Source organism: Halopelagius fulvigenes, assembly GCF_042662625.1.
GTDB classification, from domain to species: domain Archaea; phylum Halobacteriota; class Halobacteria; order Halobacteriales; family Haloferacaceae; genus Halopelagius; species Halopelagius fulvigenes.
This window is the reverse complement of record NZ_JBHSXH010000009.1, coordinates 431,510-457,163: the sequence shown is the minus strand read 5'-3', so window position 1 is coordinate 457,163 and position 25,654 is coordinate 431,510. Positions and strand designations below refer to the sequence as shown.

Here is a 25,654-nt window from a genome sequence, read left to right as displayed (position 1 = left end):
GCCGAGGTACTCATTCGAACACGCCATCGTAGAGCCTCCATGCCCTCGTGAAGCGGGAAAGCCCGTCTCGGCGACCGGCGGCACCGGAGGGGATGGCAATAGTATATAGGAAAAGGCAGATTTATGTCCTATACAATCGCACACCCTCGTATGGTCGAAACCCGGAAGGTGCAGGTGACCGGCGGGTCGACGTTCACGGTGTCCATCCCGAAGGACTGGGCGACTGCCAACGGAATCTCCGCGGGGAGCGAGGTGGAGTTCTACCCCGAGGGCGATTCCCTGTTTCTCACCCCGCGGACGGAGGAGGAACGGACGGAGGGGACGCTCGACATCACGAACTTAGAGAGCGACGAGCTCATGCGCGCGGTGATGACGATGTACGTCAGCGGGTTCGACATCATCGGGTTAGAGAGCGGTCGCATCACGACCGACCAACGCCGGACCATCCGCGAGGCGACGCAGAGTCTCGTCGGCTTGGAGGTGCTCGAAGAGACGCGCGACAGAGTGGTCATCCGGGACCTGTTGGACTCCTCCGAGCTGTCCATCCACAACGCGGTGACGCGGATGCGCCTCATCGCCCTCTCGATGCTCGAAGACGCCATCGAGGCGCTCACGGAGCTCGACCAGGACATGGCACTGGACGTCATCCAACGCGACGACGACGTGGACCGCCTCTGGATGGTCGTCTCGCGCATCTTCCGGGCGACGCTCCGGACGCCGAAGGCCGCCGAGGAACTGGGACTGCCGCGGGAGGTGTGTTTCGACTACCAGTCGGCGGCCCGACAGCTCGAACGCGTCGCGGACCACGCGACGAAGATCGCCCACCTCACGCTGGAGATTCAGGAACCCGTCCCCGACGACGTGGCCGACGCCCTCCGCGAGCTGTACACGGAGGCCACGAAGGTCGTAGACGACGGGATGGACGCGCTGTTCACCGAGGAGAGCTCCGAGGCGACGCGCCTCGCCAACGAGGCGCGCGAATCGGTGCAGGCTATCGACGAACGCGCCCGCGCCATCGACGAACTCCTGCGCGAACTTGACCCCGCGCGCGCGCAACTGCTCGGTCTCATCGTTGACTCCGTCTCCCGGAGCGCCGACTACGGCGGCAACATCGCCGAGACGGCGCTTCAGAAGGCGGCTCCGACCCCCTGAGCGACGGTCCTCGGACGCCGACCCTTTTTCGACTCCCGAACCGACGGCGGCGACGCTACGCGGCGAGATTCCGAAGAAAACGGCGGTCGCTCGAAGGCGTTACTCCTCGTCGATGAGGACGGCGTTGACCTGCCCGTCCTGACCGGGGCGGGAGGTCACGCGGGCGCGACCCTCGCTGGTTTCGAGGATGGCACCCTTCGTGATGATGTTCCGTCGGATGTAGTTGATGTTTGCGGGGTTGTCCACGACGTTCTCGATTTCGGCCTCCGTGACCGTGTCGCCGTCGGCGACCTGCGCGACGTTCGTCGAGAGGGCGCGAACCTTCTTCTGGTTCCCGCGGGAGTCGACGGTGCGGAACCGCGGTTCGCCGACGGTCGTCTCCGTCGGTTCGCGGCCGAGTTGGTAGCGCTTCTTGTTACTCGAGCGCCGAAGTCGGCCTCCGGTACGCTTTCGCTTCGAGCGTCCTTGGTCCTTCATACGCGGTGAGAATCCCGGTAAGTACTTGAATCGCTCGACTCAGCGCAGGAGGGACTCCCCGCGGGGACGCCCGGTTCTCACGTTCGATACCGTCCGGATAATTTTAAAAGAGCCGAACGCGTCGGTTCGTGCATGCATTCCGACGTCGGCTCGGACCCGGACAGTCCCGTCCGTCCGGTCGAGGTGACGCGCGATTCAGACGAACACCTCGCCACGACGGTCGTGTACGCGCTCTCAGAAGCGCTTGGGTGCCACCCCAACGACCTCCCCGTCGAACTGAACGATGCCGTAGACCCGGACTCGCTCGAACGGGTGTTTGAGGAACGCGGCGGGAGGGAGCGCGGCCCCGGTCGTCTCATCTTCGAAATCGCCGGCTGCGAGGTCACCGTCACCTCCGCCGGTCGCGTCACCATCGACTCCGCGGAGGCCGTCGGAGGCGTGGGGACGGACGCGGAACTCGAACGCGGCGAGGGGACCGCCGACGACTGACTCGCCTCCGACCGAACCGGGAATTCCTTGTCCGTCGCCGCCCCACGGGGAGCCATGAGCCTCGAGGTGGCCGTCGCGGTGCCGTTCAAGCAACGGGGGACCGACCGGTTGGGCGAAGGCGAGTTCGTCGTCGCACTCTCCTTGGACCGAGACTGGTTCTCCCCCGACCAAGCGAAGCGACTCATCGACGTCGCCGCCGGGCGCGGACTCGTCGCGCGGGAGGACGGCGACGTCGTCGCCTCGTTCGACCCCGCGGCGGTGTCGGTACCCGAGGAGTACGAACCCGACCAGTCCATTCTCCGCGAGCAGTCGGCGTTCGAGCAGATGCTCGACGCCCTCGTCGCCGCCGGCCACGACAAGCAGGAGGCGGTCGCCGGCGTGAACGAACTCCAGCGAGAACTCGCCGTGAGCGTCGAAGCCGCCGCTGCGGTGTACGCGAAGCGCCGAGGCGTCGACGTGAGCGACGCCGCGAGGAAGGCGGCGGACGAACTCGGCGGGTGAGAGCGAAGGGCGCGAACCGCGCGCCCTAAACCGCGGGGCGACGAACGGCGGGCATGGTCGAGGACAGACTGACGGACGGCAAGCGAATCGCGCAGTTCGTCGCCTCGGAAGTCGAGGGCCACGAGGACCTTCCCCTCGGGGTCTCCGACGCCGACCCGGACGTCGAACCGACCGAGGACGGCGCACTCGCGTACCGAATCGTCCGGACCGGGGCCGACGGCGAGAAGGGGGAGGACGGCGACGCCGTGGCCGAGGTGTACGTCCACCCGGACCGCGCGCGGGCGGAGTTCGTCGCCGCGGTGGACGTCGCCGCCGAGGCGGCCGACGCCGAGGGTCTGCGCGTCCGTCCGAAGGCCGTCCGTCCGCCCCGGACGCTCGTGTTCGTCGAGGACGGCGCGCAGGTGAAGTGGTTGCTGCCGGCGCTTCGGGCCGTCGCAGAAGAATGAACGTGACGGCCGAAAGGGAGTGAAACGGCACGAAACGGCATCTAAGTACCGAGTAACCAAATTGCGTCCCGTGCTTTGCTTGACCGGGGTGTTACTATGCCCCGAAAAGGCGAAGATGCGGACCCACGGCGCGCACAGAGCGACGCAACGGTGACGGAGCGACGGAACCCGCAGGAACCCGCCGGCGAGGTTCGCGCCGAGAATCAACCGGCCACGGACCAACGGCCCGCCGGACGCCGGGCGGAAGCCCGCTCGGGACTCGGCACGCTGTTCGCCAGCGCCGCGTTGCGCTGGGGACTCGGCATCGCCGGCTTCGTGCTGTTCCTGTTCGCCATCGGGCAGGCCGTCGGCCTCAACCTGCTGGGGATGTTCGCAGAGGCCCTCAGCACCGAGACGGGCCGGTGGCTCCTCGTGGCGGTGTTCGCGCTGTTCCTCATCGGCGTGGCCCGCCGCGGAATCGTGAGGACGTTCCGTGCGTAGCGTTCGCGGCTCGCGTCTCGCCTTTTTCTGACGCCGGGTCGGCCGGGCTACAGTTCCGCTAACAGCGTCGGCAGCCGCGTCGTGAGCTCCTCGCGCGGGACGTGCGCCGCCGCCTTCGGGTCGGGCTCCGGGCCGCCCTCGAAGATGACCTGTACTGGGACGAGTCCGGCGGCGGCCGCGCCCCCGATGTCGGCGTCCACGTCGTCGCCGACGTACACCGTCTCCTCGGGCGCGGTGCCGAGCGCTTCGAGGAGCGCCTCGAACGCCGCCGAGTCGGGCTTCCCGGCGGGGAGTTCGCCGGTGACGAGCGCCGCGTCGAACGCGTCGGTCCACCCCAGCGTCTCGAGTTTGTCCCGCTGGGCGACGCGCGGGCCGTTCGTCAGGAGCCCGACGGCGTACGTCTCCCGAAGCGTCGTCAGAAAGTCGCGCGCGCCGTCGATGGGGACGAGGGCGTCGGCGATGCGTTCGCGGTACGCCGAGGCGAGCGCCTCCGGGTCGGCGTCCGACCCCCGCTCCGCGAGCAGGTGCTCGAAGATGGGCGTCCGCGTCTCGCTCGTCAGGTTTTGACTGTGCGCGTCGAGGTACGCGCTCCGCGACAGCTCCGGCGCGCCCGTCGCCGCCGTCGCCTCGTTGAGAATGGTCGTCCGGTCGCTCGTCGGTACCGCGAGCGTGTAGTCTAAGTCGAAACCGACCGCCCGGATAGTCACGCTCCGAGGTTGGGGCGGGACGGGCATGACCCTTATCCTTCCCCGCCGACAGTTCCGCCGCCGTCGGCGTCCGAATCGCCGACGTCCCGTGGCGACGGGATTTTTGGCGATCCGTCGCAACACGAGGGACAATGACGCTCGACCCCGTCCACGTAGACGGCATCGCGAACCTCGCGAGCTACCTCGCGAAGCGCGTGGACGACCACGAACACACCGACCTCGCCCGGCGCGTCTGGGAGGAGTTCCTCGAACCGCTGTACGGCCCCGACGGCGACGTCGTCCTCGACGTGCTCGGAGAGAAGCGCCTGCAGGCGGTCGAAATCGACGATATCGCGCTGACCGACGCGCCGTTCGAGACGGTACACGGCCTCGACTCCGGCACCATCAACCCGACGACGTTCAAGAACGGACTCGTCCTCGACTTGGCGCAGGCGGCGATGGCCGCCGTGCCCTCGGACCTCGACCTGCACCGGTGCCGGAGCATCGTCGCCACCGCCCACGCGAACGACGCGAGCGTCGCACTGGACGAACCGTGGCGCAAACTCGACGACGGGTACTGTCGCTGGCGGGTCGTCCAGTCCCCCCGCGTGAGTCGGTACGCCGAGGGCGTCGTCCACGCCCTCTCGCTGTACCTCGCCGAGAGCACGCACGCCCTCGAACACGCCGACGAGGTGGAGGACTTGCTCGTCCTCGACGGACCACTCTACCCGAAGGAACTGCTGAACTGGCGCGACAGGGACGAGGAACTCAGCGAGTTGGCGCGGGAGGCGAAACCGCGGAGCGTCGTCGAGAACTACGTCCGACTGGTCGAGTCGTTCGTCCGGCGGGACGTCCCCCTCGTGGGGTTCGTGAAGAACCCGAGCGCGAAGCACGTCGTCCGGACCGTCCGCGAGCGAGAGATGGAGGCCCCGTGGACCGACGACACGGCGTTCTTCACGCGCCTGTTGGAACGCCGCGACGCCCCCGGACACGGGAACGAGGGGCGCAGGACGCGCGACCTGACGTTCACGAACTGGTTCCGCTCCCGCGGCGGGTCCGACAGAGCGCTCTCCTCGGACGGCGACGCATACGGCATCGACCGGGAACTCGACGCCGACCTGTACGAGGTGACGTTCTTCGTCGTCTACGACCCCCGGACGGACGTGCTCTACCGCGCGGAAGCGCCGTACGCATTCACCCGGAAGGAGGAGACGCGGCGAGCGCTCACGACGCAGATTCTGCGCGACGTGGCCGCCCAACGCGGCCCGCCGGAGGCCGTCGAGAAGGCCGACGAACTGGCGCGCATCAGCGCGCACGAGAAGGCCGCCCTGCGGCGGAAGTTAGAAGACGAGTTCGAGTCCGACGCGGTGCGCCGGTACGACGACGTTCGGTGGGGTCCAGACGAGTAGCGACTCAGGCGGCGTCCGGTTCGGTCTTGACGACTTCGATGTTCACGTCGTCCTCGGCGACGCCGACGCGGGCGAACTGCGTCTTCACGTGGTCCCTCGCGGCGTTCAGCGCCTGCTCCCGCGTGTCGAACCCGCGCGGCATCGGCGCGTCGAACGCGACGTTCAGCGTCCGGCCGCCGATTTCCGTCTGCGTGCCGCCGCTCTCTACCTCGTAGAACTCGTCGCAGACCCAGACGTACGGCGCGTCCTCGTCGGGCGCGCCCTTGAACGACGGGGCCCGTTCGCCCCGTTCGTATATCGTCCCCGTCAGCGTCGTCCCGCCGCCGTAACCGCGAACTAAGAGCATGGCCCACGGTACGGTCCCGAGGGTGAAAAGGCGCGTGGAGCGAGGAGGAGGCCCACGGGAGGCGACGACGAGGCCCGCGGGGGTCCGCGCGCGAGAGGACGGCGATGGGTGGTGTTTTTAGTCGAGGGACTCCCTGTCGTGGAACGTCATGGTGGACCTCGGCGACTTCGAGGAGGAGATGAACGGGGGGAACGGGTCGTCCGACTCGGCGGACGCGGGCGAGTCGGCGTCGGACGAACCGGCCGCGCCGGCCCCGACCGGTTCGGGCGCGGGGGCGTCCGCGGCGGGGGCACCCGGCGCGCCGAACGGGTCGAGCGAGGACGACCTCTCGTTCGACGAGATGGACGTCGAACCGACGGGGTCGGACCGCGGCATCGGCGCGATAGCCGTCTCGAAGGGACTCCGCGTGGCCGAGGACGGCGAGGACACGTCGCTTCGAGCGTTCGTCACGACGGGGAACCGAGAGAACGTCCGCCTCGGGAAGTACCTCCTCGTCCCGTACCCCGACGACGAACTGCTGTTCTGCCGCATCTGCTCGCTGGAGTACGCCCAAGAGTTCCAAGCCGACGACGCCACCGAGATACACGCCCGCCGCGCGATGCGGCGCGACGACTTCGACGAACGCGACTACAAGTTCGTGGCGACGCTCGACCCCGTGGCCGTCCTCTTTCGGGACGGCGCGGAGATGAAGCGCCGGATGGTGGACCGCGTGCCGAAACCGCGCGCGATAGTCGCGGAGGCCGAAGACGCCGAGCAGATAAAGACGGGGCTGAACATCCCCTCGGAAGGCGTCTTCCTCGGCCACCTCTCCGTCGGCGGCGAGAAGGTTCGAACCGCGGCGGAACCGCCGACCATCGACTACCGCCTGAAGGACGACTACGCGGACGGCGACCCACTCGTCTTCCGGCACACCCTCGTCGCGGGCGGCACCGGGTCGGGGAAGACGCACGCCTCGAAGAACCTGCTGCGGCAACTGCTTGATTCGGACCGGACGTACCGGATGGACGACGGGCGGAACGCGCGGATGGCCGTCGTGCAGTTCGACCCGCAGGACGAGTACGCCCAGATGCACGACGACAACCCGTCAATGTCCGACGACGCGGCCCGCCGGTACGAACGCGAGGGCATCGCCCACGGCGGTCACGACGACACGCTGGCGCTCGTACCGAAGGAGGACGGCGTCCCCTACGGCGGAGAGAACCACGGCGCGGAGCAACTGGAGTTCACGATTCCGTTCTCGATGGCGCGCGAGAGGCCGTGGTTGGTCGCGGGCAGTAGCCTCAACGAGAACCAGTACCCCGCGTTGCGGGAACTCCTGCGGCGGTTCTTCCGCGACCACGGCGACGACGGCACGTACGACGAGTTCCTGACGTTCCTCGATAACCCGGCGTTGAAGGAGGAACTCCACGAGGCGGGGCGCGTCCACGAGGCGACGTACGACGCGGTCAAGCGCCGCGTCCGCGGCGTCCCGAACGGCGTCTTCGACCAGTCCGCCCGGCCCGTCACGGAGTTGGACCACGAACTCGTCCGGCCGGGCGGGTTGACCGTGATTCCGACGTACCACCTCTCTTCGAGTCGCGCGAAGGAGATGTTCGTCCTCGCGGTGTCGAGCATGCTCATCGACGACAAACTGTCGAACGCGCCCGACTCCCGGCGTATCAAGGAGACGCCCCTCGTCCTCGGGATGGACGAGGCGCACAACTTCCTGTCGGACGCCGACACCGTCCAAGCCCGCAAAGTCGTCTCGAAGTTCACGGAGGCGGCGAAACAGGGCCGAAAGGAGCGACTCGGCCTGTTTCTCATCACCCAAGACCCCCAGGACATCGCCGAACCCGTGTTCAAGCAGGTGAATACGAAACTCGTGTTGAACCTCGGCGACGACGACGCGATAAAGAGCGTCAACATCCCGCCGAACCTCGAAGGGAAGGTGCCGTACATGGAGAAGGGCCAGATGGTCGTCTACTCGCCGGACAACTCCGAACCGGTCGAACTGCTCGGCCTCTCGACGTGCGTGACGCGGCACGGCGAGTGACGGCCGCCCCCTCGGAGTCCGGCGAGTCGTATCCGCGAGCCGACAGTTGCGCGGAGTTTTACTCGTCCGTGCCGTACGTTCTCGTATGTCGAAACACCTGCTCCTGCCCGTCGATGGGTCGCCGCAGTCCGTCGAAGCGCTTCACTTCGCGTCGTCGGAGTGGGACGACGCGACGGTGACGCTTCTGCACGTCATCGACCCCGTCGCCACGGACCCGCGCCCGAGCGCCCTGCCAGGCGGGTCCGAGGAGTGGTACGAGGAGATGCGCGAGGAATCCGAGGAACTGTTAGCGAAGGCGCGGGCGGCGTTCGACGACGACGCCGACGTTCGGACGCGAACCGAGGTCGGTCGTCCCGCCCAGAGCATCGTGAGCGTCGCCGGCGACGGGGAGTTCGATCACATCGTCATGGGGAGTCACGGGCGGGAGGGCATCTCGCGCATCCTCCTCGGCAGCACCGCCGAGTACGTCGTCCGGCGGTCGCCGGTGCCCGTCACAATCGTCCGGTGAGGGGTGGGTGTCACCGGCGTAACCGGGTTACACGGGCGGTACGAGGCCTGAGAACACGATCTAGAATCGGCCATCCGCGCCGGTGTCCGCCGGTACTTGTACTCGTCGGCCCTACCGAGACGTGATGGAGTTCAGCGAAGTCGTCGAGAGCAGACGTTCGGTTCACCAGTACGCGGACGAAGCGCTAGACGAGGAGACCATCGAGGGCATCTTCGGACGCGTCCGGCACTCCCCGTCGAGTTACAACCTCCAGCCGTGGGAGTTCCTCGTCCTCACGGAGGACGAGAACCGCGAACGCCTCCGGTCCGTGGCGTACGACCAAGAGCACGTCACCGACGCGCCCGTCGCCGTCGTCGTCCTCGGCAACAAGGACCCCTCGGCGCACGCCGACGCCGTCCTCGACGACTGGGTGAACAAGGGGTACCTCCCGAACGAGAAGGCCCGAGACGCCGTCATGGAGAGCATCGACGGGATGGCCGCCCTCCCGGAGGAGGAGCGCCGCATCTGGACGGTTCGCTCGACGACGCTCGCCGTGTCCGCGCTGATGAACGCCGCGTGGGACGAGGGCGTCGCCACGTGCCCCATGGGCGGGTTCGACGCCGAGGCGCTGGTCGAGGAGTTCGACATCGACGCCGAGCAGTACGAACCCGTGATGCTCGTCACGATGGGCTACCCCGACGAGGACGCCGCCGACGTGGCGAACGAACGGAAGTTCCGCCGCCCCGTGGACGAAATCGTCCATTTCGACGAGTTCGACCCCGTCGATTCGACGCAGCTGCCCGAGGAGACGCCCGCGTCCGCCGACGACTGAATCGGGCGTCGCGTCGGTTCCCTCCCCGTCTTCTCCTTAGCCACTCTTCCCCGGCCCGCCTCCCCCGGCTGGACCGTCTCGCACCCGATTCGCGGACTTCGACTCCCGCCGCGAGAGTTCTCCGCGGACGGACTCGCCGCCAACCTTGTGAATATCATCCACGTTAACGATACTGACTAGATTCAGTTCTGACATACATGCAATTTATCTTGATAGTGCAGGATGGAGATTTAATTCCGTTACCAAGTCGCCTCCGTACGTCAGTTTTCGACCAAAAAGATTGTAAATATAATATCAGAATGTCAGGCACAGATGGCAAATGAATTATACCTGGCCAGAATGTACATCGGGTGCCATGTCCGACAAGACGCTGCAGGACTGTGAAGAGACCACACAATCGGGTGTGGAGCAAGAATCGCGAGACGCACTCGGTCGTCGGGCGTTCGTCGCCGCAGGAGGCACTGCGCTGACGCTGGCACTCGCCGGTTGTTCCGGCGGTGGCGGCGGCGAAGAAACCACGACCGGAGGTGGCGCTGGCGAAGAGACCACGACCGAAGGCGGCGCCATGGGTAACGAGACGACCACCGAAGGCGGTGCTCTCGGTAACGAGACGAACACGACCACCGAAGGCGGCGCTCTCGGTAACGAGACGAACACGACCACCGAAGGCGGCGCTCTCGGCAACGAAACGACCACCGAAGGAGTCTAAGTCGGCGCTCTCGGACTGAGTTCGAGTATCGTTTCTGGGTGGGATCTCCTTCCTTCACGGGATTCTGCGATGGCCGCGAGACGCGAGCGTCGCTGGTGACGCGTCAGAAGATGTTCGCGCGGCCGTAGACGCTGATCCCCTCGTTCGTGAGTTCGTACGGTTTCGTCTCCCGGGAGTGGTTCGCGTCCCGTATCTTCTGAATCTCGATGGCCAGACGCGTCTCGCGGAAGTCGTTTGGACGGACGTACTGGAGCACGAAGACGGCGTCAGCGAGGTATTCGACGATGCCGTGCCGCGAGACGTACGGGTTGTCGTCGCTGGCCTCGGAGGTGAGCATCGTCGTCACGCCCGCCTCCTTGAGCGACCGGGCGAAGTTGAACACGCGGGTGCGGCGCGTCGAGGGGCGGTCGTACATCATCTCCAAGAGCGACACGGAGTCGAGGACGAGGCGGTCCGCGCCGAACTCCTCGACGAGTCTCGGGAGGTCGCTCTGGATGCTCTCTAAGCTGTTGGCCATCTCCACGGGGTCTAAATCGACGACGGCGAGGCGTCCGTCGGACTCGTACCTCCGGAACGGCCAGCCTTTCTCCTCGGCGGTGTCGAGGATGCGCTCTCTGCTCTCTTCGAGGGTGATGAACGCCGCGCTTTCGCCCGCTTCGAGCGCGTGGTTCAGAAACTGGAGGCCGAACGTCGTCTTCCCCGTCCCGGCGGAGCCTATCGCCACCATCAGCGACCTGACGGGGACGCCGCCGAGAATCATCTCGTCGAGGCCGTCGATGCCGATGTCGAGGCGGTCTATCTCCGACTCGAAGTTCTCCTCGTCGAACTCCTCGGGGCCGCCCTGCGGCGGTGCGACGTCGAAGTCGCCGCCCGCGCCGAACGGCGCGCCGCCGTCGTCGGCCCCGAACCCGCCGGAACGGTCGCGGACCGGCCCGCCGAACTCCCCGCCGAAGGGGTCCGAACCGGAACCGGACTCCGCGCCGTTCGGTCCGGGCGCGTTCTCCAACGCCGACGCGAAGTCGTCCCAGTCGGCGTCGGCGTCGGCGTCTCGGGCGTCGGTCCCGTCGGTGACCGAGTCGCCCCCGTCGGCGTCGCTCGATTCGGCGTCCGGGGCGTCGTCGGCCGCCTCCGAGTCGTCGGCGTCGTCGTCCCGGAGAGCGCGTTCGAACCAGTCGTCATCGTCGTCACCCACGTCTCCCACTCCCTCGACGGGTGCGGCCGCGCGGCGTACGGGTCACGTCCATCGCAGTCGTCGGAAGGAGGAAGTCGGAGTGCATGAATGTTGCCCGTGGCTGAACGTACCGCGCCTCACTGCCGAAGGAACCCCGACGGGCCGCGGGACACCGTCTCGCGCCGTCCGCGGACGGGAGTCCGGTCGCCGCCGGACGGTGTGTTTTTCCCGGGGGGACGCAAAGCCGCCTGCACGAACATGAAGGTCGGTATCCTCGCACAGCGTGGCAACAGCCGGGCGGCGTACCTCGCCGACGAACTCCGCGGGCGCCTCCGCGAGTCCGGCGTCGAGGTGCGCGTGGACACGGAGACGGCGGCGACGCTCGACGTCTCGGGGACGCCGGCGGAGGAGTTCGACGCGACGGACCTCGTCGTCAGCATCGGGGGCGACGGGACGTTCCTCTACGCCGCGCGGGGGGCCGGCCGGACGCCCATCCTCGGCGTGAACCTCGGCGAAGTCGGCTTTCTGAACGCCGTCGGCCCGGAGAACGCCGTCGACGCGGTGATGGACGAAGTCGCGGCGTTCGGGGAGGACGGCGACATCGTCGCCCGCGAGGTGCCGCGAATCGCCGCCTCCGGCGACGGATGGACGGAAGATCCGGCGATGAACGAAGTCACCGTCACGGGCGCGCGTCGGGGGCACGGCGGCGGCGTCGGCGTCGAAGTCCGGGTGGACGGGTCGCTCTACACCGGCGGTCACGCCGACGGCGTCCTCGTGGCCACCCCCACCGGAAGCACCGCGTACAACCTCAGCGAGGACGGACCGCTCGTCCACCCCAGCGTCAACGGCCTCGTCGTCAACGAGATGGTCCCCGACAGCGGGATGCCGCCGTTGGTCGTCGCGCCCGACGTGGAGGTGACCATCACGCTCACCGACGCCGAACGGGCGGTGGTCGTCAGCGACGGGCGGACGCGCCGAGAGGTCGAACCGCCGACGGAGGTGACCGTCGCCGCCGCCGACGAACCCGTTCGGCTGGCGGGACCGACCTCGGACTTCTTCGAGGCGCTCGGAAAACTCGACTGAGACGGCGTCGGTACGGACCGAGACGACTCCGTTACGAATATCGAAAAACGGGAGCAGTGCGAAACGAGACGCGTCGGTTACCGCTTACTCGCCGCCCCAGCGGGCCGTCCGCTTCGGGCGGTCGGAGATGGCTTCCACGTCGAGCGGAGCGTCCTTCGCGTCCAGTGCTTCCAGCGCGGCCTTCGCGGAGGCGTGCGTGGAGAAGTACGTCACGTCCTCCTCGACGCAGACTTCGAGCGCGTCGCGGTCGCGCGAGACCACGAGGTCGACTTTGCCCTCGCGGAGCGCCCGCTTGAGGTCCTCGCCCTCGAAGTCGGCTAACTCGAAGTGGTCGGCGTAGGCGTCGCGGAGCGTCTGTCCTTCCTCGGTGTCCGCGCCGGGGAACTCGTCGGCTCCGAGGTCCACGACGGCCGTTCCCTCAGTCGGGATGGTCTTGCTGGTGGCGTCCTGGGCCTTGTCGTACGCCTTCGCGAAGGTGCGGGCGGTTCCCATCACCTCGCCCGTGGACTTCATCTCCGGGCCGAGGCGGGGGTCCGAACCCGGCAGGCGGTCGAACGGCAGGACGACCTCTTTGACGCTGAACTGCTCGGGAATCTGCTCTTGGGCCTTCAGGTCCGCGAGCGACTCGCCCGCCATGACCTTCGCTGCGAGTTTGGCGATGGGGACGCCCGTCGCCTTCGAGACGAACGGGACGGTGCGCGAGGAGCGCGGGTTCGCTTCGAGGACGTACACGTCCGAGGAGCCGTCGTCGCGCTGTTTGACGGCGAGTTGGACGTTCATCAGGCCGACCGTGTCGAGGGCGGCGGCGATGTCCTCGGTCACCTCGCGGACGCGGGCCATCGTCTCCTCGTCGAGCGAGCGCGGCGGAATCATGCAGGCGGAGTCGCCGGAGTGGACGCCCGCGCTCTCGACGTGTTCCATCACACCGCCGATGAGCACGTCGTCGCCGTCGGCGACGGCGTCCACGTCGAGTTCCACCGCGTCGGCGAGGAACTCGTCGATGAGGATGGGCTTGTCGGGGGAGACGCGAACCGCCTCCTCGATGTACTCCTTCAGTTCCTCGTCGGAGTGGACGACGTCCATCGCGCGGCCGCCGAGGACGTAGCTCGGGCGGACGAGCACCGGGTAACCGATGTCGTTCGCCAGTTCGAGCGCTTCGTCCTCGCTCGTCGCGGAGCCACCCTCCGGTTGGAGGATGCCCAGGTCGTCCATCAGGCGGTTGAACCGGTCGCGGTCCTCCGCGAGGTCCATCGCGTCCACGGTGGTGCCGAGAATCTCGCAGTCGAGGCCGCGGCGCTGAATCTCCTCTTCGAGGGGGTGGCCGATGTTGACTGACGTCTGGCCGCCGAACTGCACCATCACGCCGTCGGCGTCCGTCGCCTCTATCACGTCCGCGACTTCCTCGGCCGTGATGGGCTCGAAGAACAGGCCGTCGGAGGTGTCGTAGTCCGTCGAAACCGTCTCGGGGTTGTTGTTCACCACGTGCGCGTCGATGCCCATCTCGCGGAGGGCGCGGATGGCGTGGACCGAGCAGTAGTCGAACTCGACGCCCTGTCCGATGCGGATCGGACCGCCGCCGACGACGACGACGCTCTCAACGTCGCGGTCCACGCGGAGTTCGCCCGCGGCGGCGTCGCCCTCGTACGGACCGGAGAAGTACTCCGGTTTGCGCGAGGAGTAGTAGTACGGCGTCTGCGCCGCGAACTCGCCCGCGCAGGTGTCCACCTGCTTGTAGGTGCGGCCGGGGACCTCCGTCTCGACGGTGCCGACGTCCGCGCCGGTGGCGGCGGCGATTTGGGCGTTCGTGTGCCCCGCCGTCGCCGCGGCGGTGAAGTCGCCCTCCTGGGCGGCGACCACGGAGTCGGTGATGTTCTTGTAGCGCTCGACGTACCACTCCTTGATGCCGGTCAGTTCGACCACGTCGTCGACGGAGTAGCCGCGCTCGAACGCCTCGAAGATGGCGTACGTGCGGTCCGGCGTCGGGCGTTCGAGGTACTGGGCTTCGAGCTCCTCGTCGGACACCTCGTCCCAGTCGGCGGCGGGTTCGTACTCCGTCGAACGGAGCGCCTTCATCATCGACTCCTCGAACGTCCGCCCGATGGCCATCGCCTCGCCGGTGGACTTCATGGCCGTCGAGAGCTCGAAGTCGACGTCGGCGAACTTGTCCTTGGGCCAGCGCGGAATCTTCGTGACGACGTAGTCGATGGCCGGTTCGAAGGCGGCCGTCGTCTGGCCGGTGATCTCGTTCTCTATCTCGTGGAGGCGCTTGCCGAGGGCGACTTTCGCCGTCACGCGGGCGATGGGGTAGCCCGTCGCCTTCGACGCCAGCGCCGAGGACCGGGAGACGCGCGGGTTCACCTCGACGACGCGGTACTCGCCGCCGGGGGTGCCGTCGTCGTGCCACGCGAACTGGATGTTACAGCCGCCTTGGATGCCGAGTTCGCGGATAACTTCGAGCGCCGCGTCGCGCATCTCCTGGTGGCCCTCGTCGGGTATCACCTGCGACGGCGTGACGACGATGGACTCGCCGGTGTGGATGCCCATCGGGTCGATGTTCTCCATGTTGCAGATGATGATACAGGAGTCGTCGGCGTCCCGCATCACCTCGTACTCCAGTTCGACCCACCCCGAGATGGACTCGGTGATGAGCACCTCGCTGTTGCGCGAGAGGCGCAGGCCCTTGCGGACGCGCTCTTTCAGTTCGTCCATGTCGTCGACGACGCCGGACCCCGACCCGCCGAGCGTGTACGTCGTGCGGGCGATGACGGGGAGGCCGCCGACTTCCTCGACGGCCGCCTCCACGCGGTCCGCGAGGTCCTCGTCGGTGATGTTCGACACCGACTCGTCTTCCTCGAGCGAGATGGTCGTCGAACTGGGGACGGGTTGGCCGATGTTCTCCATCCGCTGACGGAAGAGGTCGCGGTCCTCCGTGGCGTAGATGGTGTCCAGCGGCGTCCCCATGATTTCGACGTCGTACTCCTCTAAGACGCCCTCCTCGGCGAGTTCGGCGGTGACGTTGAGTCCCGTCTGGCCGCCGAGGCCGGCGATGACGCCGTCGGGGTTCTCCTTGCGGATGATCTCGGCGATGGCCTCCGTCGTGATCGGTTCGATGTACACCCGGTCGGCCATCTCCGGGTCGGTCATTATCGTCGCCGGGTTCGAGTTGACGAGGACGACTCGCGCACCCTCCTCCTGCAGCGCTCGGCACGCCTGCGCGCCGGAGTAGTCGAACTCGGCCGCCTGTCCGATCTGAATCGGCCCGCTGCCGATGAGCAGTATCGTCCTGTCCTCGGACTCTGCCCGAGAGTCGGTCGAAGTGTCCTCGTCGGTCATCATGCTCTCCAAATCCTCACATCGTAATAAGCCCGGCGAAAAACTACGAGATGCGAAACCGAATTACGAATATCGTAATACTTGCCGAGCGACCGTCCGAGAGCGTTCGCTCGGTCCTCTCGCCGTCGCTCCGCACCTCTCGGGGGAAAACCGAAACCTACACGTCGAAACGTCTTTCTCGGACGGTGACGAGTCGAAGGTGTGTCTCGAACGACGGCGGACGACGAACCGGACGGCGAGGCGCGGGCGGTCATCGACTGTCCGCCGAGCGGAAAGCGCGTCCGGTACCTCGAAGGGGCGGCGGAGACGGGCGGCGCGTACGCGCGCTTCGAGATGTGGCTGGCTCCGCCGCCGAACTCCCACGGGCCGATGCGGCACGTCCACCCCGAACAGGACGAGGTGTTGGCCGTCGTCGCGGGAACGCTCGGCGTCTGGCACGAAGGCGGGACGAAACGCCTCGGTCCGGGCGAGTCGGTGACCGTCCCGAGGGGAGAGAAACACCGGTTCTGGAACGCCGGAACGGACGAACTACACATCGTCGGCGAGGTTCGGCCCGCGCTCCGGACGGAGGAGTTCATGGCGGTGACGTACGGCCTCGCGCGCGACGGCGCGAGCACGCCGTCGGGGATGCCGGTGAACCCGCTCCGACTCGCCGCCGTGGTGGACGATTACGACGACTTGCTCTACCTCGCCGCCCTGCCGGTGCGACTTCAGAAACTCGGCGTCTCGCTTCTGGCACCGCTCGGACGGGCCCTCGGCTACGGCGACTACGAGCGGTATCTCGGAGCGGATGAGAGCAAAGCGGAGTGACGGAGAGTCAGGCGTACAGGTCGTCCTCGGAGAGGTCGCGCTGCGCGCGGTACTCCTCGACGAACTCGGCGACGTCGAAGTCGAGCATCTGCGCTTCGAACTCCGAAATCGCGCTCTCGTCGTCGGCGTGGGAGATGGCGTGTTCCATCAGTTCGACGACGAGTTCGACGAGGATCTCGTGGAGGCGGCGGGAGTCGAAGTCGGTCACCCAGATTATGCCCGCGCCGACTTCGCCGTCGTCGCTCACGTCTTCAGAGACGACCTTCTGCGGGAACTCCTCCAAGGCGATGCCCATGAGGTGCGGCGTGCCGAACTCGGGCATCTCGTCGCTCGTCGTCTCGACGGCCTCGCGGAGAATCTCGACGAGGAACTCCGGGAGGAATCGCTCCGGGGGGTGGACGTCCATCACGACGGCGTGTCGCTCCCCGCAGGAACAGTCGAACTCTCGCATCCCGAGGTCGAGACTGCGGACGCGCTTCGTCTCCCCGCAGGGGAGGTCCAGATCCTCGCCCCCGCCGCCGGGGACGCGCGGTTGTGCCATATCCCGTCGTTGTCGCCCTCGCCGTTTAAACGTCGCGCTCCGGGGGGAGACGCGGGGGAAAACAGGATGCGGCAGTCGCCTTCGCGGTTACCGGTTCGCGGTCGTGAGCAGCATCGGGCCGACGACGAGCAGCGCGATGCCGAGATAGAGGTAGTGCGTCGGCACCAGCGACTGCGGCGTCAGGAGGAAGATGACGCCGAAGGCGGTGACGTTGATGGCGATTATCTTCTGCGATTTCAGCGGGAGCGAGCCCACGAGCGCGAGTATGAAGACGAGCAACAGCGCCTGTCCGACGTTGTAGTCGAGCAGGAAGCTGTCGATGAGCTGTAGGGGTAGCATCCTTTACGGGAGATTCGGCGCGAATCGAGTATTAAAGTTCCGTTCTCTCCGGCGAACTGTCTCGGCTCGTCACTCCTCCGCGGGGCCGGTGATGTCGAGCGGACGTATCCACCCGTACCAGATGGCGACGACCATCCCCGCGTAGCCGAGTAGGAAGACGAGGCGTCCGACCCCGTTGTAGCCGAGTTCGCCGAGCACGCGCCGCGCGATACCCGACCCGGCGATGCCGACGAACAGAATCGCCACGAGGAGGAGTTTGCTGCGCGTGAACGCGAACAGGGTGGATTCCCCGTCCTCGCCGGACGGTGGCTGGCGGGCGGACGAGGCGCTTCGCGTCTCATCAACACCGCCGGACGGACGCGCCTCGCTTTCGTCGTCGCTCATACCCCACCGTCGGAGCCGAACCGTCCTGAAAGGCTCGGTTTCGCGCGTCGGTGCGGCGAGTCGATATCGTTTTGCGACGCCGGAGTATATACGTAGGTATGGCTGCTTTCGCTGGTCGGCCCCTCGATTCTTCCGTCTCCTCTCGGGCGGCCGCGCCTCTCTCGTTCCGACGCGGACGCGAACCGACGTTCGAGCGTACCGACGGCGACGCAGTTCGGTCGCCGGAGAGACAACCTCGTTCGAACGACGCGCGGGGAGTCCGATGGTAAACGTCGTCGTCTCCGGCCTCCAGATTCTCCTCGCGCTCTTCCTCGTGTTCATGAACGGCTTCTTCGTCGCCGCGGAGTTCGCGTTCGTCCGAATCCGTCCCACGCGCGTGGACGCACTCGCCGAGGAGGGGAAGTCTGGGGCGAAGTACGTCGTCGATGCGGTGGAGAACTTAGACGAGTTCCTCGCCGTCTCCCAACTGGGCATCACCCTCTCCTCGCTCGGGCTGGGGTGGATAGGCGAACCCGCCGTGGCGTCGCTCATCGAACCCCTCCTAGGACCTCTCCTGCCCGAATCGGCCGTCCATCTGGTCTCGTTCGCCGTCGGGTTCGGCATCATCACGTTCCTGCACGTCGTCTTCGGCGAACTCGCGCCGAAGACGATGGCCATCCAGGAGGCCGAGAAAATCGCGTTCTTCGTCGCCCTGCCGATGAAGATATTCTACTACATCTTCGTGCCGGGCATCGTCGTGTTCAACGGCACGGCGAACTTCTTCACGCGCCTCGTCGGCGTCTCGCCCGCCTCCGAGTCCGAGGAGGCCCACACGGAAGACGAGATTCTACTCGTCCTCTCTCAGTCGGAGGAGGTGGGTCACATAGACCTCGACGAGGTCGAGATGATAGAGGGGATCTTCGAGTTGGGCGATACGGTCGCCCGCGAGATCATGGTCCCCCGCCCCGACGTGGTGACGGTTCCGCCGGAGATGCCGCTGGACGAACTCCGCTCGTTCGTCGCCGACGGGCAGTTCACGCGGTACCTCGTGTTGGACGCCGAGAACGGCGAACAGGCGGTCGGCTTCGTCCACATCAAAGACGTGCTCCGCGCGACGGAGGCCCGGACGGAGGACGACGCGCGCCCCGCGCCGACGGCCGGGGACATGGCCCGCGAGGTACTCGTCGTCCCCGAGGACCACCGCATCGACGAGCTGCTGGTCGCCTTCCGGAAGCAGGAGATTCAGATGGCCGTCATAATCGACGAGTGGGGCGAACTCGAGGGGATAGTCACCATCGAGGACATCATCGAAGAGGTCGTCGGCGAGATACGCGACGAGTTCGACGCCGAGGAGTTCGAACCGACGGTGACGAGGCTCGAAAACGGCGCGTACGCCGCCGACGGCAACGTCTCCATCGAGATGGTGAACGAGGAGGTCGGTTCGGACTTCGAGAGCGAGGACTTCGAGACTATCGCCGGATTGGTGCTCAGCCACCTCGGACGCGTCCCCGAGGTGGACGACAGGGTGGAGGTGGACGGCTACGCCCTCCGCGTGAACGAAGTGGAGGACACGCGAATCTCCCAGATCACGATAACGGAGACGGACGAACCGACGCCGGAGTCCGAGGAGTAAGCGCCGCCGGTCGCCGTCGGTCGGCCGAAGCTTCCAACACCGCACGCCGGAACCGGTCAGACGAATGACGCCATTCGAAATCGGCGTTCGGCTCCTCGCCGGCGTTCTCCTCATCCTCGCGAACGGCTTCTTCGTCGCGGTCGAGTTCGCCCTCACGCGCGTCCGGCAGTACTCGGCGTCGGAGTTCGACGAACCGGGACTCCGCCGGGCGTGGGAGATGACCGACGATCTGGAGATATACCTCACGAGCTGTCAGGTGGGGATAACCGCCTCCAGCATCGCCGTCGGAATCGTGTCCGAACCGGCGCTGGCGGCGCTGTTCGAGCCGCTCTTCGGCGGCACGGTGTTGGCGAGCGTCGGGGCGGGCGGACTCCTCGCGTTCGCCCTCATCAACCTCGTCCACCTCACCCACGGCGAGCAGACGCCGACGTACCTCGGCGTCGAACGGACCAAGACGGTGTGCCGCTACGGGGCGACGCCGCTGTACTGGTTCGCGTGGATCATCAGACCGGTCATGGCCGTCGGCGACACCGTCGCGAAGTGGACGCTGAGACTGTTCGGCGTCGAGATGACGGGGGCGTGGCTCGAAACCGAGGAGGAGGTCATCGAGACGCGAGCGCAGTTGCACCGACGCCTCGACTCCGTCCTCGAACGGGGGGAACTCTCCGAAGAGCGCCAAGAGGAGGTGTTGGGCGCGCTTGCGGCGGGCACCCAACGCGTCGATAGGGTCATGGTGGACGCCGAGGACGTCGTCTACCTCTCGACGGAGGCGTCCGTCGAGGAGAACCTCCGCCGGTTGGCGGAGTCGCCGCACACCCGGTATCCGCTCGTGGGGAGCGACCCCTCCGACTTCCGCGGCATCGTCTACGTCCCCGCGGTCATCGACGTGATTTCGGAGCTCGAACGCGGCGAGACGACGTTCGAGGACATCGCGGCCCCACCGATGACGCTCTCGCCGGACGTGACGGTCAGCGACGCGATAGACCGGTTCCAAGACGAGCGTCAGGAACTCGCGCTCGTCGCCTCGGACGGGGAAGCGGTCGGCCTACTCACGGCGACGGACACCTTCGAGACGGTGATGGGGGAGTTGGAGGACCCCCTCGACCGGGACGCCCGAGACGAGGAGGCGCGATAGGCGGACATTTTGCTCCGGGCGGAGACGGGCGAGTATGCACCTCCGTACCCTCCCCGACGCGCACCTCGACGCCTTCACCGAGCGAATCAACTACGCGTTCCGCCCGACGGACGGACCGAGCTGGGACCGCGACGAGGAGGACCACCCTGACCTGTTCACCCCCCTCGGGTTCTATGAGACGCCGCCGGGGGAGACGCCCGAGGTATCCGACCTCACCGCCGTCTGCGGCACCTACGACTTCACCGTCCGCGTCCGCGGCGACTGGCACCGGATGCCGGGTCTCGCGGCCGTGGCCTCGCCGCCGGAGACGCGCCGCCGCGGCGTCGTCGCGCGGATGCTCGACGCCCTCCTCGAACGCCACCGCGACGACGGCGTCTCCCTCTCGACGCTTTGGCCCTTCGAGTACCCCTTCTATCGCCGGTTCGGGTGGGCGACGGCGAACAACTACGCCCGACTCGCCGCGCCGCCCGAGCAGTTGTCGGCCGTCGCGTCCGACCCCGCGGGGTCGTTCAGACGCCTCCGCGCCGACGAGGACATCGACGCGATGCGCGCCGTCCACGAGTCGTGGGCGACGGAATCGCTCGCGGTGAAGCGCACCGAGGGGTGGTGGCGCCACGCCGTCTTCGGCGGGGACGAACCGGACTCGTTCGTCTACGGGTGGGAGGACGACGCCGGCTGCCTCCGCGGGTACGTCGTCTACGCGTTCGAGGAACGCGAGGACGGCGACGGCCGGAGACTGAACGTCCGGGAACTCGCGGCCGCGGACGGAGAGGCGGAGGCGCACCTCCACCGGTTCTGCCGCGACCACGACTCGCAGGTCGAGGAGGTTCGGTTCGTCCGCCTCCCCGAGTGGGTCCGACCTATCGACGCGTACCCCGACCCCCGCGCGGCGACGCTGGAAATCCGCCCCGGGCCGATGGTCCGCATCGTGGACGTGGCGTCGGCGCTGACGGACGTCTCGTACGACGCCGAGGGGTCGGTGACGCTGGGCGTGCGCGACGACCGGTGCGAGTGGAACGACGCCGCCTTCCGCCTCGACGTCGCGGACGGGGACGCGACCTGTCGGCGCGTCGAAGGCGGTGCCGAGACGGACGGCGAGGTGGAAATCGGCGCGCTCTCGCAGCTTCTCGTCGGCGCGCGCACCGTCGAGGAGGCGGTTCGCGCGGGCGACGCGTCCGTCGAAGGCGAGGCGGCGCAGACGCTCGAACGCCTCTTCCCGCGGGAACGGACGTTCCTCCGCGAGCGGTTCTGATACGCCGACGGGCGGCGTACACGCTCTCGTCGCGGACGCGACGCTGACGAGGCGGTGACGCGCGGAAAAACGGTTCGAGGGTTCGATTTGGCCGACCGCGGGGGTTCAGTCGGTCGTCTGGTAGCCCATGTCGTGCAGGATGTCGTGGACGCGGTTGGTGTGGTCGCCCTGCAGTTCTATCTCGTCGTCTTCGACGGTCCCGCCGCAGGCAAGTTTCTGCTTCAGCGTGGACGCGACCTCCTTCATCTCGTCGCGGGAGAGGTCGAACCCCGAGACGATGGTCATCGCCTTCCCGTACCGGCGCGTGTCGAGTCGGACCGTCAGTTCCTGCTGCGACTTCTGCAGGTCGGTGTCGATGCCCAGTTCCTCCGGAAGACCGGAAACCGAACCGAGGTCGTCGTTATCTGCCACACCCCCACTACGGGCCGGAGACGTATATACCCGTTCTCCACGTTCGCGGCGGGTACGAACCCTATCGACGGTGATGTTCACTTTCGAACGAACGTCGTGGGACGGACTACCAACCTCGCGCGCGAACGAGTCGATATCGGAGTCGTCGGCCGGCCGAGAAGGGAGAGCGAATCGCCGGCGTCCGGGCAGTCCGCCTCGGTCCGCGGGAGGTTACCGCGGTACGACGAGAGAAACCTGCTTCAGTAGCGACGAGAGCGCGGACGTCGTCGCCCCTTCCCAGTCGAGGACGAAGTGGCCGTCTGCGTCGCGGTTCCCGTGGCCGTCGGCGTCGAAGTCTCGGTGGCGGTCGACGTCGGCGTCGCCGTAACCGTCGATGTCGCGGTTTCGGTGGCCGTCTGCATCGCGGTCTTCGTAGCCGTCTGCGTCGCGGTTCCCGTGGCCGTCGGTGATGATGTCTGGGTGGCCGTCGGTGTTTGAGATACCGTAGCCGTCGGCGTCGAGGTGTTCGTGACTGTCGGCGTCGGCGTGTCCGTAGCCGTCGGCGTCGGCGTGTCCGTCGGCGTCGCGGTGTCCGTAGCCGTCGGCGTGGCCGTCGGAGAGGGGGTCTCTGTGGCCGTCGCAACCTCGTCGTCGTCATCGTTCGCCCTCGACGCCGAATCGGAATCGTCCTCGTCGTCCGCGTCGTCCCCGGACGACGAGTCGGAATCGTCCGCCGTCGGCGTCGGCGTGTCCGTCGGCGTCGCGGTGTCCGTAGCCGTCGGCGTCGGCGTCGGCGTGTCCGTCGGCGTCGCCGTCTCGCCCGAGTCGGTCCCTCCGCTACTCGCGGACGGGTTCGCGCCCTTCGGGGTCGGTTCCGGCGTCTCTATCACGTCGTCGGGTGTAGTCGCGCTTCCTCCATCGCCGGCGCATCCCGCAAGAACGACTGCGAGTACGACGGCGAGCGTTGCGACGGAACGCGTGACTGCCATACTGTATCCACCATTGTTCTCGCCGATGAACGTCACCCACGTCGTCAGATTCGGCGTCTCGGCTTCACCGCGTGATATACGTTATAAATAGAGAACGAGACGAGATCCGACACTTCGAGGCGAGAGGCGGCAGTTACCCGCCGAGGCGACGCTACCGGTAGATTCGGAACGCGGTCGAAAACGGGAGGGAGGAACCGTCAGCGCGGAGTGGGCCGTCTCAGTCGCCGGGCGTGTTACCCCGACTGTAGCGAGCCACCATCTTCCACATCGTCTCGTCTAAGTCCCCCCCGTCGGAGGCGGAGACGAGTTGGCGGTACAGGGGTTCCGAGACGGTTATTTCGGGCACCGGAGAGTCGTATACCGCCGGACAACATAACAGTACTGTGATACGGAATCGAGTAAATAGTGCCGTCGAGCGGGCGAAACGAGGGCGGGGAGTCGGTGGACCGTCGAGTCGGACCGCGAATCGGGTCAGGACTCGTCGAGTGCCTCGGACTCGCTCAGCGTCGCCGACGTCTCGCCGTTCTCGCTGGTCCAGACGGCACGGACGGTTTCGCCCCTTCCGGTCGCCGTCGTACTCTACCGCGGTTACCCCTCGTCGGAGTCCGACTCCTCGTCGCCCAATCGCCGGGAGAGTCGGTCGAACCGAGACTGCGCCGCGTCGCGTCGCTCCCGCGTTCGGTCGGGGTCGTATCTGAACTCCATCGACTCCTCGTCGGCGAGGGAGACGCCGAAGACGGCGTCTCGGTGGCGGCCCGCCTCGGGCAGCATCGCCCGCGGGACGACCGTCTCGTCTACGACCTCCCCCTCTCGTTCGAGGAGGAGGACCGCGCTCTCCTCCTCGAAGCGGTCCAACACGGCGGTGTAGATATGTTCGGTCACGGGTACGCCTCCTCGAAGACGACGGCCCCCGACTCGTCTCTCAGCGTGACGGTGTCGCCGCCGTTGTTCCAAACGGCGCGTTGGGATCCCCAGTACAGGTCGGTTTCGGTGTCCTCGTCGGTTCCGGTGCGGAGGGTGACGCTCTCGCCCGCGCCGAGGGTGAACCCCTCCGGGAACGCGTAGGTGTGACCCGCCGCGTCCTCGACCGTCCACCCCGAGAGGTCCGCCGCCGAGTCGCCGGTGTTTCTGAACACGACGTACTCGTCGTCGAGGTTCTCGTTCTCGTCTCCGGCCGCGTCGGCGTTGACCTCGGCGAGCGAAATCGACGCCGAGTCGGACGGTGCGGGAGTGGGCGTCGGCGTCGCGGTGGGCGTCGGCGTCGGAGATTCTGTCGGCGTCGCGGTGTCCGCGGGAGTTGTCGTCCCGTCTCCGTCGCCCCCAGTCGAGAGGGAGAGGCGACTGCGTTCCGTGACGTTCGGCCCCGTTCCGGGTTCGACCGGCGGTGCCGAGCGCAGTTCGAGGGGGTTCGTCGTCGCGTTCTGCTGCGTCTTCACGACGAGTTCGTCGCCGTCCTCCACGAGGACGACGTTCCCGTGGGTGGCTGTCCAGTAGGTGGGAATCGACCGCGAGGCGAGTCTCCCGAGCGTCTCGTTGTGCGGGTGACCGTACCGGGAGTCGTAGGCGCTGGAGACGACGGCGACGCGCGGCGAACTCTCGTCGAGGAGCGCGTCGCTCGTACTCGACCGACTGCCGTGGTGACCGGCCTGCAGTACGGTCGCGTTCAGTCGCTCCTCGTACTGCCGAGTGAGGTACGCCTCGCCGTCGTTCTCGGCGTCTCCGGGGAGGAGGAACCCGGGCGACCGCGAGTCGTTCCGTATCGAGAGGACGACGCTGTTCTCGTTTCTGTCGCCCTCGGCGAGCGGCGACTCGGGCGGCGCGAGAACCGTGGCGTTGACCCCCGCGAACGGTATCGTGTCGTTCGCGGCGACCTCGTACAGCGGAACGTCGTGCCGTTCCACCGCGTCGAGGTAGCGCTCGTACGTCGCCGACGCGGCGGGGATTCCGGGGTCGTACACCGCCCCCACGCCGCCCTTTTCGGTCTCGTAGTGCTCGATGACCGCCGCGTGCCCGCCGATGTGGTCGGCGTCGGCGTGCGTGGTGACGAGGTGGTCGATGCGCGAGACGTTCTGCCGTTCGAGGTACCGCAACACGTCTTCACCGTCGTCGCGCCAGTCGCCGGAGTCTATCAGCATCGTCTCCCCCGACGGCGAGACGACGAGGACGCTCGAACCCTGCCCGACGTTGATGAAGTGGACTTCGAGGCTCCCGTTCCCGCCGGCCGCGGACGACGACGGCGTTGCACTTGGCGTCGAACCGTCCGTCGCCGCCGGCGCGTCCGTCGGCGCGTTCGTCGCCGCGGACGGCGTCGTCACCGCGTCCTCGGGGGCCGCCGCGGTGCTTCCCTGTCCGACGCACCCCGCGACGACGAGGGAGAGGACGACGACGAACGTTACCACGGCTCTCGGTGATGTCATGCGGTACACACGACGGCTCTCGGCGATGAATGTCGGCCCCGTCGTCAGATTCGGAGTCTCGTCCGCAGGGACTGCGACTCCGGTGCCGAGACGCGTCGAAACCGCCGGAACCGTCGGAACGCGGAGAGAGCGGCGGCGACCCGACGCTTCAG

28 protein-coding genes are annotated in these 25,654 nt (G+C 67.3%); 15 read left to right on the top strand and 13 right to left on the bottom strand.

Features of this window, described 5'->3' with window-relative positions; translation table 11 throughout:
- The first annotated feature begins 150 nt into the window (after positions 1-150).
- Positions 151-1,152: a PhoU domain-containing protein gene (locus ACFQEV_RS04740; protein WP_379693061.1), complete on the top strand. Its 1,002-nt coding sequence runs from the start codon at positions 151-153 to the stop codon at positions 1,150-1,152.
- Between the two features lie 99 nt (positions 1,153-1,251).
- Here ACFQEV_RS04740 and ACFQEV_RS04735 read toward each other — a convergent pair whose 3' ends face one another.
- A complete protein-coding gene (locus ACFQEV_RS04735) occupies positions 1,252-1,629 on the bottom strand; it encodes a 30S ribosomal protein S8e (protein WP_379693059.1) in 378 nt (125 codons plus the stop codon).
- 132 nt (positions 1,630-1,761) lie between these two features.
- On the opposite strand from ACFQEV_RS04735, the gene ACFQEV_RS04730 reads away from it, so the two are divergent.
- The 4 genes from ACFQEV_RS04730 (at position 1,762) to ACFQEV_RS04715 (ending at position 3,545) form a co-directional block, all read left to right on the top strand.
- The gene (locus ACFQEV_RS04730; protein ID WP_379693057.1) at positions 1,762-2,118 is read left to right on the top strand and encodes a HalOD1 output domain-containing protein; all 357 of its coding nucleotides are present in this window, start codon (positions 1,762-1,764) and stop codon (positions 2,116-2,118) included.
- A 54-nt stretch (positions 2,119-2,172) separates the two neighbouring features.
- The gene (locus ACFQEV_RS04725) at positions 2,173-2,619 is read left to right on the top strand and encodes a DUF2240 family protein (protein ID WP_379693055.1); all 447 of its coding nucleotides are present in this window, start codon (positions 2,173-2,175) and stop codon (positions 2,617-2,619) included.
- Positions 2,620-2,672: 53 nt separating this feature from the next.
- Positions 2,673-3,065, top strand: coding sequence for a hypothetical protein (locus ACFQEV_RS04720; protein WP_379693053.1), 393 nt, complete (start codon positions 2,673-2,675; stop codon positions 3,063-3,065).
- A 96-nt stretch (positions 3,066-3,161) separates the two neighbouring features.
- Positions 3,162-3,545, top strand: coding sequence for a hypothetical protein (locus ACFQEV_RS04715; RefSeq protein ID WP_379693051.1), 384 nt, complete (start codon positions 3,162-3,164; stop codon positions 3,543-3,545).
- A gap of 47 nt (positions 3,546-3,592) precedes the next feature.
- Here the strand turns inward: ACFQEV_RS04715 and ACFQEV_RS04710 are convergent, their stop codons facing one another.
- Positions 3,593-4,252 (bottom strand): HAD family hydrolase, encoded by a 660-nt coding sequence (locus tag ACFQEV_RS04710; protein WP_379693049.1) that lies wholly within the window; start codon positions 4,250-4,252, stop codon positions 3,593-3,595.
- A 131-nt stretch (positions 4,253-4,383) separates the two neighbouring features.
- On the opposite strand from ACFQEV_RS04710, the gene ACFQEV_RS04705 reads away from it, so the two are divergent.
- Positions 4,384-5,640, top strand: a complete 1,257-nt coding sequence (locus ACFQEV_RS04705) for a DNA double-strand break repair nuclease NurA (protein ID WP_379693047.1) — start codon at positions 4,384-4,386, stop codon at positions 5,638-5,640.
- A 4-nt stretch (positions 5,641-5,644) separates the two neighbouring features.
- Here the strand turns inward: ACFQEV_RS04705 and ACFQEV_RS04700 are convergent, their stop codons facing one another.
- A complete protein-coding gene (locus tag ACFQEV_RS04700) occupies positions 5,645-5,986 on the bottom strand; it encodes a DUF7113 family protein (RefSeq protein ID WP_379693045.1) in 342 nt (113 codons plus the stop codon).
- A 148-nt stretch (positions 5,987-6,134) separates the two neighbouring features.
- Here ACFQEV_RS04700 and ACFQEV_RS04695 point away from each other — a divergent pair, with 148 nt between their 5' ends.
- The 4 genes from ACFQEV_RS04695 (at position 6,135) to ACFQEV_RS04680 (ending at position 10,046) form a co-directional block, all read left to right on the top strand.
- Entirely contained in the window at positions 6,135-8,018 is a 1,884-nt protein-coding gene (locus ACFQEV_RS04695) for an ATP-binding protein (protein ID WP_379693043.1), read from the top strand.
- Positions 8,019-8,103: 85 nt separating this feature from the next.
- Entirely contained in the window at positions 8,104-8,526 is a 423-nt protein-coding gene (locus ACFQEV_RS04690; protein ID WP_379693041.1) for a universal stress protein, read from the top strand.
- Between the two features lie 124 nt (positions 8,527-8,650).
- Positions 8,651-9,337: a nitroreductase family protein gene (locus ACFQEV_RS04685; RefSeq protein WP_379693039.1), complete on the top strand. Its 687-nt coding sequence runs from the start codon at positions 8,651-8,653 to the stop codon at positions 9,335-9,337.
- Positions 9,338-9,692: 355 nt separating this feature from the next.
- Positions 9,693-10,046, top strand: coding sequence for a hypothetical protein (locus ACFQEV_RS04680; RefSeq protein ID WP_379693037.1), 354 nt, complete (start codon positions 9,693-9,695; stop codon positions 10,044-10,046).
- A 103-nt stretch (positions 10,047-10,149) separates the two neighbouring features.
- Here the strand turns inward: ACFQEV_RS04680 and ACFQEV_RS04675 are convergent, their stop codons facing one another.
- Entirely contained in the window at positions 10,150-11,238 is a 1,089-nt protein-coding gene (locus tag ACFQEV_RS04675; RefSeq protein ID WP_379693035.1) for a KaiC domain-containing protein, read from the bottom strand.
- Between the two features lie 237 nt (positions 11,239-11,475).
- On the opposite strand from ACFQEV_RS04675, the gene ACFQEV_RS04670 reads away from it, so the two are divergent.
- On the top strand, positions 11,476-12,300 hold the full coding sequence (locus ACFQEV_RS04670; protein ID WP_379693033.1) for an NAD(+)/NADH kinase: 825 nt from the start codon (positions 11,476-11,478) through the stop codon (positions 12,298-12,300).
- An 84-nt stretch (positions 12,301-12,384) separates the two neighbouring features.
- Here the strand turns inward: ACFQEV_RS04670 and carB are convergent, their stop codons facing one another.
- Positions 12,385-15,633, bottom strand: a complete 3,249-nt coding sequence (gene carB, locus ACFQEV_RS04665) for a carbamoyl-phosphate synthase large subunit (protein WP_379693031.1) — start codon at positions 15,631-15,633, stop codon at positions 12,385-12,387.
- A 201-nt stretch (positions 15,634-15,834) separates the two neighbouring features.
- On the opposite strand from carB, the gene ACFQEV_RS04660 reads away from it, so the two are divergent.
- Positions 15,835-16,443 carry a cupin domain-containing protein gene (locus ACFQEV_RS04660; RefSeq protein ID WP_379693029.1) on the top strand — a complete coding sequence of 203 codons (609 nt, stop codon included), beginning with the start codon at positions 15,835-15,837 and terminating at the stop codon, positions 16,441-16,443.
- A 7-nt stretch (positions 16,444-16,450) separates the two neighbouring features.
- Here the strand turns inward: ACFQEV_RS04660 and ACFQEV_RS04655 are convergent, their stop codons facing one another.
- The 3 genes from ACFQEV_RS04655 to ACFQEV_RS04645 form a co-directional block, all read right to left on the bottom strand.
- Positions 16,451-16,984, bottom strand: a complete 534-nt coding sequence (locus tag ACFQEV_RS04655; protein WP_379693027.1) for a DUF5815 family protein — start codon at positions 16,982-16,984, stop codon at positions 16,451-16,453.
- An 87-nt stretch (positions 16,985-17,071) separates the two neighbouring features.
- Entirely contained in the window at positions 17,072-17,323 is a 252-nt protein-coding gene (locus ACFQEV_RS04650) for a hypothetical protein (protein WP_379693025.1), read from the bottom strand.
- A 69-nt stretch (positions 17,324-17,392) separates the two neighbouring features.
- On the bottom strand, positions 17,393-17,602 hold the full coding sequence (locus tag ACFQEV_RS04645) for a hypothetical protein (RefSeq protein WP_379694536.1): 210 nt from the start codon (positions 17,600-17,602) through the stop codon (positions 17,393-17,395).
- Between the two features lie 367 nt (positions 17,603-17,969).
- Between ACFQEV_RS04645 and ACFQEV_RS04640 the strand changes: the two genes are divergently transcribed.
- The 3 genes from ACFQEV_RS04640 (at position 17,970) to ACFQEV_RS04630 (ending at position 21,706) form a co-directional block, all read left to right on the top strand.
- Entirely contained in the window at positions 17,970-19,319 is a 1,350-nt protein-coding gene (locus ACFQEV_RS04640; RefSeq protein WP_379693023.1) for a hemolysin family protein, read from the top strand.
- Between the two features lie 64 nt (positions 19,320-19,383).
- Positions 19,384-20,454, top strand: coding sequence for a CNNM domain-containing protein (locus ACFQEV_RS04635; RefSeq protein ID WP_379693021.1), 1,071 nt, complete (start codon positions 19,384-19,386; stop codon positions 20,452-20,454).
- Positions 20,455-20,488: 34 nt separating this feature from the next.
- Entirely contained in the window at positions 20,489-21,706 is a 1,218-nt protein-coding gene (locus tag ACFQEV_RS04630; RefSeq protein ID WP_379693019.1) for a GNAT family N-acetyltransferase, read from the top strand.
- A 105-nt stretch (positions 21,707-21,811) separates the two neighbouring features.
- Here ACFQEV_RS04630 and yciH read toward each other — a convergent pair whose 3' ends face one another.
- The 5 genes from yciH to ACFQEV_RS04605 all read right to left on the bottom strand — a co-directional run bounded on the left by yciH (position 21,812) and on the right by ACFQEV_RS04605 (position 25,502).
- The gene (gene yciH, locus ACFQEV_RS04625) at positions 21,812-22,117 is read right to left on the bottom strand and encodes a stress response translation initiation inhibitor YciH (protein WP_379693017.1); all 306 of its coding nucleotides are present in this window, start codon (positions 22,115-22,117) and stop codon (positions 21,812-21,814) included.
- 239 nt (positions 22,118-22,356) lie between these two features.
- On the bottom strand, positions 22,357-23,085 hold the full coding sequence (locus ACFQEV_RS04620; RefSeq protein ID WP_379693015.1) for a hypothetical protein: 729 nt from the start codon (positions 23,083-23,085) through the stop codon (positions 22,357-22,359).
- A 217-nt stretch (positions 23,086-23,302) separates the two neighbouring features.
- Positions 23,303-23,431, bottom strand: coding sequence for a hypothetical protein (locus ACFQEV_RS04615; RefSeq protein WP_379693013.1), 129 nt, complete (start codon positions 23,429-23,431; stop codon positions 23,303-23,305).
- Positions 23,432-23,673: 242 nt separating this feature from the next.
- Positions 23,674-23,967: a DUF3006 domain-containing protein gene (locus tag ACFQEV_RS04610; protein WP_379693011.1), complete on the bottom strand. Its 294-nt coding sequence runs from the start codon at positions 23,965-23,967 to the stop codon at positions 23,674-23,676.
- A complete protein-coding gene (locus tag ACFQEV_RS04605; RefSeq protein ID WP_379693009.1) occupies positions 23,964-25,502 on the bottom strand; it encodes a lamin tail domain-containing protein in 1,539 nt (512 codons plus the stop codon). Before ACFQEV_RS04605 ends, ACFQEV_RS04610 begins: the two co-directional genes overlap by 4 nt.
- Positions 25,503-25,654 lie beyond the last annotated feature (152 nt).